This window comes from Gilliamella sp. B2887, from assembly GCF_026537015.1.
Lineage (GTDB): Bacteria > Pseudomonadota > Gammaproteobacteria > Enterobacterales > Orbaceae > Gilliamella.
Window position 1 is genome coordinate 410181 of the sequence record NZ_JAFNMX010000001.1, and the last position, 10947, is coordinate 421127.

A 10947-nucleotide genomic window follows, 5' to 3' on the forward strand; every position below is an offset into this window, starting at 1 on the left:
GAGAGCACGAAAATGAGTCAAAATGTTTATCAGTTTATCGATTTACAACGTGTCGATCCGCCAAAAAAACCGTTGAATATTCGTAAAATAGAATTTGTTGAAATTTACGAAGGATTTTCCCCTGCGCAATCTCAAGCCCAAGCCGATCGCTGTTTGGCTTGTGGTAACCCATATTGTGAATGGCGTTGTCCTGTGCATAACTATATTCCGAATTGGCTAAAATTAGTTAACGAAGGTAAAATTTTAGAGGCAGTTGAACTCTCTCACCAAACTAATAGTTTACCGGAAGTTTGTGGCCGTGTTTGCCCTCAGGATCGACTTTGTGAAGGATCATGCACTTTAAACGCAGAGTTTGGCGCTGTTACTATCGGTAATATAGAACGCTATATTACCGATGAAGCCTTTAAAATGGGCTGGAAACCTAACTTAACTAATGTTGAAAAAACGGGATTAAAAGTCGCCATTATTGGTGCGGGTCCTGCAGGACTTGCTTGCGCTGATGTTTTAGTACGTAATGGTGTAACACCGGTAGTTTTTGATCGTCATCCTGAAATTGGTGGGCTATTAACCTTTGGTATTCCTGCATTTAAATTGGATAAGGAAGTATTAATTAACCGTCGTAAAATTTTTACCGAGATGGGAGTTGAGTTTCGTCTAAATACCGAAGTAGGAAAAACAGTTCAATTATCTGAGTTACTTAATGAGTTTGATGCTGTTTTTATTGGAACAGGTACCTATCAATCAATGCGCGCAGGACTTGAAAATGAAGATGCTAACGGCGTTTATGATGCGTTACCATTTTTGATCGCCAATACTAAGCACATAATGCATCATGAACAAACCAAAGATACCCCATACATCGACATGAAAAATAAGCGTGTAGTTGTATTAGGTGGGGGGGATACCGCGATGGATTGTGTACGAACTTCAATTCGTCAAGGCGCAAGCGAAGTAACATGTGCTTATCGTCGTGATGAATCCAATATGCCAGGCTCTAAACGCGAAGTCAAAAATGCCAAAGAGGAAGGGGTACAATTTCAATTTAATGTACAGCCATTAAGTATAGAAATTAGCAATACCGGACACGTTACCGGCGTGGAAATGGTCAGGACTGAATTAGGTGAGCCAGATGCTAAAGGCCGCCGCTCACCGGTAATTATTGAAGGTTCAGAATTTGTCCTTCCTGCTGATGCTATAATTATGGCATTTGGCTTTAAACCCCATGCTATGCCATGGCTAGCCGAACATGGTGTTGATTTTGATGATAAAGGACGGATTATCGCTCCAGAAATGAAAGGTTATCAAACAACCAATGCCAAAATCTTTGCCGGCGGCGATGCAGTGCGAGGCTCGGACTTAGTCGTCACAGCCATTAGCGAAGGACGCAAAGCAGCAGAAGGAATTTTAGATTATTTAGAAGTGTGATTGCGTTTTTAGATTAAATCCAAAGATTAACCCCTACTTACGCAAGGTTAAGTGGGGTTATTTTTTAGCAAAATCTTTAATTATCGGTGTAATCGATAAGGTTCATCCATCGTGACAAAACTGTGTTCTTTTAACGCCTCATTTATCCAATCTTGAATACCTTTAGTATGACAAATCGTTTCAATGTAATTAGCTAAAGTTGAACTTGTTTGAATATGATAATTTTTTAATCTTAAGCATAAAGGTGCATAAAATCCATCTGCTATACTAAAGTCACCAAATAAGAAGCGATCATTTGATTTGTTAGAAGATAAAAAAGACGTTAATAAATCATCTAAAAACAAAAGCTCTTTTTTTACTTCGGGGTGATCACGTAAAATTATTTGCCCGACTTCTGGCAATTCAGCCTCGATATTCATGGGTAAATAATTTCGAATCGCTTGAAATCCCGAATGCATTTTTGCAACTAAGCTACGAGCCATTGCTCTACGTTTTATATCCGTTGGCCATAGTGCTAAATTTCGATGCTGTTCAGCTAAGTATTCACAAATCGCTAAAGAATCGTTAATGATAAGATCGTTATCAATAAGTATCGGAACAGTTCCAAATTTTGAAATGGATGATATCGTAGTTTTAAATAGTGAATCTTCATCAAAACTATCAAATTTAACCAATTTTTCAGCAAAGGGAATATCAAAGTATTTCATCACGACCCAAGGCCGCATAGACCACGTAGAGTAGTTTTTATTGCCGATATAAAGTGTGTAATTCATTTTCAACCATCCTTGCAATAAAGATTAAGTTTAGCTTTAGGCGCTAATCTTACTTAACCTTTTCATTAAGAATTTTAAATATTACACTTTATGAAGTTATAAATAAACCACATGTGTGCCTTTTTCTGGTTGAAAGGTCGCTTTACCAAATTCATCAAGGAAATAAGCAATATGATCAGTTTTATCACCCAATAAACGTCCTTTAACTTTATTCCACGTTAATAACGCTATAGTCGAGTCAGGCTCACAGCAGATTAACATAGGTTGTTCAAATTCTTGATTCCAATAAAACTGACCACCATATAATTTATATGCAGTTAATAACAAATAACAGCCATATTCTTGCGATATCATATTAAGTTGTTCTTCTGGAAGACCAAAGCTTTTATCAGCCATTTCGCCAATGATCATCTCAACAACTGTAATACTTTTTTCGGAATAGTCGAGTTGATTAATACTCCAAGTGGGACTATGTAAAATGGCATTTTGTGCCCATGCTTCGATTTCTTGATACAATTCATTTTTTTGTTCAGTCATTTTTATTCACTTTAAACGTTTATTATCTTGTTCTAGTTGTTTAACACTTTGCCATGCCTCTTCCATTTCTTCAAGTGTTGCATCCAGTAAAGCACGATCTTTTTGTTTGAGTATCGATTCTACCAGCTTAAAACGCCGTTCGAATTTTTTATTAGCTTGTTGTAAACAAAGTTCTGACCTTATTTTTAAATGTCTAGCTAAATTTACAGTAGCAAAAAACAGATCACCAAGCTCCTCTTCGATTTTTTGATGATCACGTTCATTTTGATTGAGCTCATGCTCTACTTCACCAATTTCTTCTTTTACTTTATCTAACACTGGTTGTAATTGATTCCAATCAAATCCGACCGAAGCACATCGTTTTTGGATTTTTTCGGCTTTCATTAAAGCTGGAATAGAATTGGGTATATCATCTAATATTGAATATTGCGCACGTTTATCACGTTCTTGTTGTTTTAGTTGTTCCCAATTGGGCTTTTCTTTTGTTTTATTGGTAAAAATATGGGGATGACGACTGACTAACTTATCGGCAACAGCATTACAAACATCATCAAAATTGAATTCTCCTTGATCACTAGCTAAATCAGCATAAAAAATGATTTGGAATAATAAATCGCCCAATTCATTTTTCAGTTCTTGCATATCTTGATGATCAATTGCATCTAAAACTTCGTAGGTTTCTTCTAAAGTATAAAGTTTCAATGATGTGAAAGTTTGTACTTTATCCCATTCACAACCATCAATAGGATTACGAAGCCGCTTAGTAATAGCTTGTAAGCGTTTTAATCCGGTCACGTTAACAATACCTCTATGAATCTACCAATGATCACTTATTGTAAAGCTTTTAAGTTAAAATCGGTTATTATTTTACATTATAATTAACATGAATTTTTAGTATAACGGGTAAAAATTCTACTGAAAAGAATGTTAAAAAGCTTAAATATTCTGTTATTTACAGAACCTCTAGTCGATAAAAGCGAATTAAGTATATAATACCCCCTTATCAAATTAACTTAATGACATAATATGAATAATTTACGAGAACTTACATTAAGAGGCACAATTTTAGGTGCTTTTATCACTGTCATTTTTACTGCATCAAATGTCTATCTTGGCTTAAAAGTCGGATTAACATTTTCATCGGCTATACCTGCAGCAGTAATTTCAATGGCAATATTAAGAATGTTTTCAGGATCGACTATCTTAGAAAACAATATGGTGCAAACCCAAGCTTCCGCTGCGGGCACATTATCTTCAATTATCTTTGTTTTACCGGGCTTATTGATGATTGGATATTGGCAAAGTTTTCCTGTTTGGTTAACACTTGCAATTTGTGCTGCGGGTGGAATGTTAGGGGTGCTATTTTCAATCCCATTGCGTCATGTTATGGTGGTCAAAAGTAATTTACCCTATCCAGAGGGGGTTGCTGCCGCTGAAATATTAAAAGCCGGCTCCAAAACAGAAGGTAACGAAGCGAATAACGGACTAAAAGATATTTTATTTGGTGGTGTGTTAGCTTCCATTGTGAGTTTATTAACGAATGGTTTTAGAGTGCTATCGGACAGCACGGCTTATTGGTTTACCGCTGGTAAATCCATTTTTCAACTGCCAATGGGGTTTTCGTTAGCTCTTTTGAGTGCTGGTTACTTGATAGGCATTATGTCAGGTATCGCAGTATTAGTTGGGACAATTATTGCTTGGCTATTTGGCATTCCAATTTTAAGTCTAATGAGTGATTATGATACAAGTCAACCTTTATCACAAATTGCTATGGGGTTTTGGGCTAAAGATATTCGCTTTATTGGTGCCGGTACTATTGCTATCGCGGCTATTTGGACATTACTTACTTTAATTAAACCCGTAATTGAAGGCTTAAAAATTTCATTTAAAACCATGCGTGCTGACGTGTCAGCAAGTGATATTGCGCCAACAGATCAAGATTTATCACCTAAAACGATATTCTTAGTTATGGCAGGGATATTGATGGTTTTACTCGTTACCTTTTATGCATTTATTGCTGATAGTGGATTACCATTAGGCATAGCATGGTCTTTAGTCATATGTGCAGTGTTATTTGCATTTATTATGGGCTTTTTAGTAGCGGCTGCTTGTGGTTATATGGCAGGATTGGTTGGATCATCCGCTAGTCCAATATCAGGCATTGCGATTGTTGCTGCTATTGTTATTTCACTTATCTTACTTGGTTTAGGCGAAGTAAATGGTATGTTGAACTCTATAGAAGGTACTAATTTTGCAACCGCTCTCGCGCTATTTACCACCAGTGCTGTTTTAGCTGTGGCCTGTATTTCTAATGATAACCTGCAAGATTTAAAAACCGGTTATTTAGTCCAAGCCACACCATGGAAACAGCAAGTTGCATTATTAATCGGTTGTATTGTTGGCGCTATTGTCATTGCACCCATCTTAGAAATCTTATACAACGCTTATGGCTTCACAGGTGCGGTTCCTCGTCCTGATATGGATCAATCACAAGTATTAGCAGCACCACAAGCAACCCTTATGACAACCATTGCTAAAGGTATTTTTTCACATAATCTTGACTGGACTATGATCATAATAGGCTTAGCTGTTGGTGCTGTTATTATCGCTATTGATTTAGTTTTAGCTGCCAATAACTCCAAATTTAGATTGCCTGCCCTTGCTGTTGGTTTAGGTATTTACCTGCCACCTAGCATTACTATGCCTATTTTCGTCGGAACAGTATTATCGTGGATTATAAAACGTAATACTTATGTAAAAGCAAAAATGCATAAGTTGGATCCAGAAGAAGAATATAAAAAGGTCGATCGAAAAGCAGCATTAATTGCTTCAGGCCTGATTGTTGGTGAGAGCTTAGTCGGGGTAATTTTAGCGGTTGTGATTGTAATTAGCATTGCTAGTGGCGGCAGTAATACTCCACTTGCCATATCAGCTGATTTAGGGATATTACCTCAATATCTAGGATTATTTGTTTTTGCAGCTGTTTGTGTGTTATTTATTCGCCGAGCGTTATCCGTTCTTAAACGATAACTCCATTATAATACCCTTTATCTTATTTTGATAAAGGGTACTTATAACTTATTTGAGAGTATTTCCTAATTTAAGTGTCAAAGCTACATTCGTTGATGTCTGAAGAAGATTAGCACTTGCTGCTGTTGGATCTAGAGCTTCGGATAAAGTAGTAACTTTACTTAAAATGCTAAACATAGCATTAATCCCGTAAGGATAAATAGCTTCTGCCTGATCACCTAAACTTCCAACAATTGCGATAACAGGTTTTTGATATTTTTGAGCAATACGAGCAACACCTACAGGAACCTTACCATTGATACTTTGATAATCTAATTGCCCTTCACCAGTAATCACTAAATCAGCATTCGAAATAAATTTATCTAAATTTAAAGTTTCAGTAATAAGTTCGATTCCAGGCCTTAATTTAGCATTCATAAATGCTAATAATGCCGCTCCCATTCCACCAGCTGCACCAGTTCCTGGGATGAATTCAATATCGAGATTAAAACTTTTTTTTATTACTTGGGCATAATGTTTAAGATTTTTATCAAGCAAATGAACATCGGCTTGTGACGCTCCTTTTTGTGGTCCAAATATGAATGAAGCACCATTTTCATCAGTTAAAGGATTAGTCACATCACAAGCAACTTCAAAATCACAATCTTTAATTCGGTGATCAATTTCATTAATGTCAATTGTATCAAGATCACTTAATGAAATACCACCATAACCGATTTGATGACCATATTCATCTAAAAGCTTAACACCTAATGCTTGCAACATTCCAGCACCGCCGTCATTTGTGGCACTACCGCCTATACCAATAATAAATTTTTTACAACCTTTATCCAAAGCATCTTTAATTAATTCTCCAGTACCATATGAGGTCGTGATTTTAGCATCTCGTTTATTAATGGGTACACGCTCAAGACCACTTGCTGAAGCCATCTCTATCACAGCTGTTTGTCCATCTCCTGAAATGCCATAAAAAGCCAAACCTTTTTCACCTAATGGATCAGTAATCGTCACTGTGATTTTATTACCATTTAATGCATCAACCATTGCATCAACAGTTCCTTCTCCTCCATCAGCAACTGGAATTAAATAATATTCAGCCTGTGGATAAACGTTTAAAAATCCCTTTTTAATTATATTAGCAACTTCAATAGCACTTAGACTTTCTTTAAAAGAATCAGGAGCAATGACAATTTTCATATCTATCCTTATCAAATGACTCAAAGTTATTGAGTATGTCACCATACTCAATTTTAACCTTAATTATTTCATTTCTATTTTTGCTAAACGCTTATAGTAACGCGTTAATGCACTATGATTACATTCTCCCTTATCATCAGTTTTTAGGCTTACATCATTTCCATTAAAGCTACCGTTAATGGCAATGACGTACCAATACCATGAGAAGTATCTAACGCATTTTGTAAATCCTTAAAATGTAAATCAATTCTAAAACCTGTTTGAAATTACGATTCAAAACCATTGGAGCTTTAGCATCTAATACAGTACATCCAGCTAATCCCCCCGCGAATTGCTTGATAAACTAATTCAGGGTTTACACCAGCTTTAGTTGCTAAAACTTCTTGTAATAATTGGGTTTGCCCCATCATCATTTTTTGCCGTCCTACAGACCAACTTATTAAATTGCCTAATATCTGATGGTTCACCGGTTAAACCAATGACACCCACTATGCGATCGTTGAGCGTTAATGATAAATTGATGCCAGACTTAATCCCTTTCAGACATTTAACCATTGTACCATCAATAGAAACAATTCTTTTTTGAGATATAGATAGTATTGCCCCTTAATGTAATTCCCCAATACGTTCTAAATCACCACTCTACCAATGATACAACCATCGGCAGTTTACCATAATAATTCCTATTCTAATTTTGCATATGCATTATTTTTGTTAGAATAACCCATTTTACATTGAATCATAGGTGACTTAATCATGATAGTATTTGATTCCATCCAAGTTCGCCGCGGAGTTAATGTACTCTTAGATAAAGCTTCTGCCACAATAAACCCTAAACAAAAGGTCGGATTAGTTGGTAAAAATGGTTGTGGCAAATCTACTTTATTTTCACTCATTAAAGGTGAAATTGAAGCGGATGCAGGTACGTTAACCTTTCCTAGCCTATGGCAACTGGCATGGGTAAATCAAGAAACCCCTGCATTAGATATACCAGCAATTGAGTATGTTATTGATGGTGATCGGGAATATCGCCAATTAGAAAAAAAGTTAGACCTAGCCAATCAACATAATGATGGTCATCAAATTGCTCTTATTCATGAAAAATTGGATAATATTGATGCATGGACAATTCATCCAAGAGCAGCCACACTATTGCATGGTTTGGGATTTTCTAATGAGCAATTATTACTACCAGTAAAATCCTACTCTGGTGGTTGGCGCATGCGTTTAAACTTAGCGCAAGCCTTAATGTGCCGTTCGGATTTATTATTACTTGATGAACCTACCAACCATCTTGATTTAGATGCCGTTATATGGCTTGAAAAGTGGTTAAGTAATTATCAAGGAACCTTAATATTAATATCTCATGACCGTGATTTTTTAGATCCTCTGGTCAATAAAATCATTCATATTGAGCAACAAAGTTTATTTGAATATACTGGTAATTATTCTTCATTTGAAACTCAACGCTCAGCTAAACTGGCGCAACAACAAGCCCTCTATGAAAATCAACAAGCTAAAGTGGCACATTTGCAAAGTTACATTGATAGGTTTAGAGCTAAAGCAACCAAAGCTAAACAGGCTCAAAGCCGTATTAAAATGCTAGAAAGAATGGAACTCATTGCCCCTGCTCATGTTGATAATCCATTCCATTTCAATTTTAAAAAACCGGAATTTTTACCAAATCCATTATTAATGATGGAAAAAGTTGTTGCTGGTTATGATGACAAAATTGTGCTGGAACAAATTAAATTAAACTTAGTCCCGGGTTCTCGAATAGGTCTATTGGGCCGTAATGGTGCTGGAAAATCAACCTTAATTAAATTACTGGCTGGCGAGCTTGCACCTAAAGAGGGACATATAAACCTTGCTCAAGGTATTCAACTCGGATATTTTGCTCAACATCAATTAGAATATCTAAGGCCTGATGAATCTGCACTTTGGCATCTCTCTCGAATTGCTGATTCAAATAAAACTGAACAATTATTACGTAATTATTTAGGGGGATTTGATTTTCATGGGGATAAAGTTAAAGATCCAGTAAAAACCTTCTCGGGTGGTGAAAAGGCTCGCCTTGTTTTGGCATTAATTGTATGGGAAAAACCTAATCTGCTTTTATTAGACGAACCAACAAACCATTTAGATTTGGATATGCGTCAAGCACTCACTGAAGCGCTTATTGGGTTTGAAGGAGCATTAGTGGTCGTGTCGCATGATCGTCATTTATTACGATCAACAACGGATGAATTTTACTTAGTTCATGATCATAAAGTGGAACCTTTTGATGGTGATCTAGAAGATTATCAAAAATGGTTATCTAACGAACAAAAAGCTGAAAATCAAACGATAGATCAAGAGAATAAAATTGAAAAGGAGATTATCAAAAAAACAGCTATTCAAAATGTTTCGGCTTTAGATCGTAAGGAACAAAAACGTAAAGATGCACAACGACGTGCGCAAATGCAGCCGCTGAAGAAACAGCTTGAAAAAGAAGAACACATGCTTACACGATTAACGAGCCAATTACACACACTCGAACAACAATTAGCCGATCCAACTGTGTATGAAGCCGATAAAAAAACAGAATTAACTGCGTTACTTTTGAAACAGAGCCAATTGAAAAATGAATTAGAAGATACTGAATTAAAATGGTTAGATATTCAGCAACAACTTGAAGAGTTTGAAGTAAGAAATAATTAGTATTAATGTCTAAAATAAGATGTTTAAATTATTTCTCAGTTAATAAGCAAAAAAAATCACAGAATTAATTCTGTGATTTTTTTAACTTGTAACAGAATGAATAAATTCTAATAAAATTTTAGCTTTTTTCTACCTGGCTAAAATCAAGTTCAACAGGTGTAGAACGACCAAAAATTGAAACCGATACTTTTAAGCGACTTTTTTCATAATCAACTTCTTCAACAACACCATTAAAGTCTGCAAACGGTCCTTCATTAACACGAACAAGTTCACCTGGTTCAAATAACGTTTTAGGACGTGGTTTATCACCAACTTGTTGTAAACGATTCATAATAGCATCAACTTCACGCTGACTGATAGGTGCTGGTCTATCTGAGGTACCACCGATGAAACCCATAGTTCTTGGTACGCTTTTGACTAAATGCCAAGTTGCATCATTCATCATCATTTCAACTAAAACATAACCAGGGAAGAATTTACGTTCACTTTTACGACGTTGACCACTTTTCATTTCAACGACTTCTTCGGTTGGTACAAGTACTTCACCGAATGAATCTTCCATATTATGTAACTTGATATATTCACGTAATGATTGTGCAACACGCGCTTCGTAACCAGAATAAGCTTGAATAACATACCATCGTTTTTGTTGTGTTTCACTCATATCAACGCCCTATTGATGTTAAATAAAAGACTACTGAACGGAATAAAGAATCCATTCCCCAAAGCGCTAAACCAACAACCACTGTGATGGCGGCAACTAATAAGGTGGTTTGTACCGTTTCTTTACGACTTGGCCATACAACCTTTCTTAATTCTTTTCTTGATTCTTGTAAAAATAATATAAATGATTTGCCTTTACCTGTTGTAAATGCAATAAATAAAGTTAATGCTGAAATCACCACAACGGCAATAATCCGAACGATCGTATTAGGTTGATATATATCATTAGGTTCAGAAAAATAAAAATTGCCCCAAACAATAAACGCAATCAATACTAAAACTAAACCCCATTTAAATTTGTCTAGAATAGCATTTGTATCTTGACTCTCGTTACTTACTAGCATATAAAACCTACGATTATGTTATTTATAATATTATCTATTCTCCAAAATGCTCTTTTCTTAAAAACATTTTGCTAAACAGACCAGATAAGAAAGGGCATCAAAAGACACCCTTTCTATGGTAGCGAATAACTTAATTATTTAATAACCTTAGCAACAACACCAGCACCAACAGTACGACCACCTTCACGGATAGCAAAGCGTAAGCCTTCTGCCATTGC

Annotated in this window: 10 protein-coding genes and 2 pseudogenes; 3 read left to right on the plus strand and 9 right to left on the minus strand. The window is 35.8% G+C overall.

Features of this window, described 5'->3' with window-relative positions; translation table 11 throughout:
- The first annotated feature begins 12 nt into the window (after window positions 1-12).
- Entirely contained in the window at window positions 13-1425 is a 1413-nt protein-coding gene (locus tag J3U13_RS01790; protein WP_267339706.1) for an FAD-dependent oxidoreductase, read from the plus strand.
- Window positions 1426-1505: 80 nt separating this feature from the next.
- Here J3U13_RS01790 and J3U13_RS01795 read toward each other — a convergent pair whose 3' ends face one another.
- The 3 genes from J3U13_RS01795 to mazG form a co-directional block, all read right to left on the minus strand.
- Window positions 1506-2198 carry a glutathione S-transferase gene (locus J3U13_RS01795; RefSeq protein ID WP_267339708.1) on the minus strand — a complete coding sequence of 231 codons (693 nt, stop codon included), beginning with the start codon at window positions 2196-2198 and terminating at the stop codon, window positions 1506-1508.
- Window positions 2199-2294: 96 nt separating this feature from the next.
- Window positions 2295-2735 carry a hypothetical protein gene (locus J3U13_RS01800; RefSeq protein ID WP_267339710.1) on the minus strand — a complete coding sequence of 147 codons (441 nt, stop codon included), beginning with the start codon at window positions 2733-2735 and terminating at the stop codon, window positions 2295-2297.
- Between the two features lie 6 nt (window positions 2736-2741).
- Window positions 2742-3530, minus strand: a complete 789-nt coding sequence (gene mazG / locus J3U13_RS01805) for a nucleoside triphosphate pyrophosphohydrolase (protein ID WP_267339712.1) — start codon at window positions 3528-3530, stop codon at window positions 2742-2744.
- Between the two features lie 231 nt (window positions 3531-3761).
- Between mazG and J3U13_RS01810 the strand changes: the two genes are divergently transcribed.
- Window positions 3762-5765, plus strand: a complete 2004-nt coding sequence (locus J3U13_RS01810) for an OPT family oligopeptide transporter (protein WP_267339714.1) — start codon at window positions 3762-3764, stop codon at window positions 5763-5765.
- Window positions 5766-5813: 48 nt separating this feature from the next.
- Here J3U13_RS01810 and J3U13_RS01815 read toward each other — a convergent pair whose 3' ends face one another.
- The 3 genes and pseudogenes from J3U13_RS01815 to J3U13_RS11445 all read right to left on the minus strand — a co-directional run bounded on the left by J3U13_RS01815 (window position 5814) and on the right by J3U13_RS11445 (window position 7517).
- Window positions 5814-6962, minus strand: a complete 1149-nt coding sequence (locus J3U13_RS01815) for a glycerate kinase (protein WP_267339716.1) — start codon at window positions 6960-6962, stop codon at window positions 5814-5816.
- 63 nt (window positions 6963-7025) lie between these two features.
- Window positions 7026-7339, minus strand: a pseudogene (locus J3U13_RS11440) (NAD-binding protein); the annotation flags it as partial.
- Complete coding sequence (locus J3U13_RS11445; protein WP_416380277.1) at window positions 7329-7517, minus strand: sugar diacid recognition domain-containing protein; 189 nt, start codon at window positions 7515-7517, stop codon at window positions 7329-7331. The gene J3U13_RS11445 and the pseudogene J3U13_RS11440, both read right to left, overlap by 11 nt.
- Before the next feature lie 201 nt (window positions 7518-7718).
- On the opposite strand from J3U13_RS11445, the gene J3U13_RS01825 reads away from it, so the two are divergent.
- A complete protein-coding gene (locus tag J3U13_RS01825) occupies window positions 7719-9662 on the plus strand; it encodes an ABC transporter ATP-binding protein (RefSeq protein WP_267339717.1) in 1944 nt (647 codons plus the stop codon).
- A gap of 118 nt (window positions 9663-9780) precedes the next feature.
- Here J3U13_RS01825 and nusG read toward each other — a convergent pair whose 3' ends face one another.
- The 3 genes and pseudogenes from nusG to J3U13_RS01840 form a co-directional block, all read right to left on the minus strand.
- Window positions 9781-10326, minus strand: a complete 546-nt coding sequence (gene nusG, locus J3U13_RS01830) for a transcription termination/antitermination protein NusG (RefSeq protein WP_065602493.1) — start codon at window positions 10324-10326, stop codon at window positions 9781-9783.
- Window position 10327: 1 nt separating this feature from the next.
- Window positions 10328-10729 carry a preprotein translocase subunit SecE gene (gene secE / locus J3U13_RS01835; protein ID WP_267339719.1) on the minus strand — a complete coding sequence of 134 codons (402 nt, stop codon included), beginning with the start codon at window positions 10727-10729 and terminating at the stop codon, window positions 10328-10330.
- A 134-nt stretch (window positions 10730-10863) separates the two neighbouring features.
- A pseudogene (locus tag J3U13_RS01840) lies at window positions 10864-10947 on the minus strand (elongation factor Tu); the annotation flags it as partial.

Coding starts and splice junctions, on each gene's coding strand:
- J3U13_RS01790 (WP_267339706.1), top strand. CDS start 13: ATGAGTCAAAATGTTTATCAGTTTATCGATTTACAACGTGTCGATCCG.
- J3U13_RS01795 (WP_267339708.1), bottom strand. CDS start 2,198: ATGAATTACACACTTTATATCGGCAATAAAAACTACTCTACGTGGTCT.
- J3U13_RS01800 (WP_267339710.1), bottom strand. CDS start 2,735: ATGACTGAACAAAAAAATGAATTGTATCAAGAAATCGAAGCATGGGCA.
- J3U13_RS01810 (WP_267339714.1), top strand. CDS start 3,762: ATGAATAATTTACGAGAACTTACATTAAGAGGCACAATTTTAGGTGCT.
- J3U13_RS01815 (WP_267339716.1), bottom strand. CDS start 6,962: ATGAAAATTGTCATTGCTCCTGATTCTTTTAAAGAAAGTCTAAGTGCT.
- J3U13_RS11445 (WP_416380277.1), bottom strand. CDS start 7,517: ATGGTTAAATGTCTGAAAGGGATTAAGTCTGGCATCAATTTATCATTA.
- J3U13_RS01825 (WP_267339717.1), top strand. CDS start 7,719: ATGATAGTATTTGATTCCATCCAAGTTCGCCGCGGAGTTAATGTACTC.
- nusG (WP_065602493.1), bottom strand. CDS start 10,326: ATGAGTGAAACACAACAAAAACGATGGTATGTTATTCAAGCTTATTCT.
- secE (WP_267339719.1), bottom strand. CDS start 10,729: ATGCTAGTAAGTAACGAGAGTCAAGATACAAATGCTATTCTAGACAAA.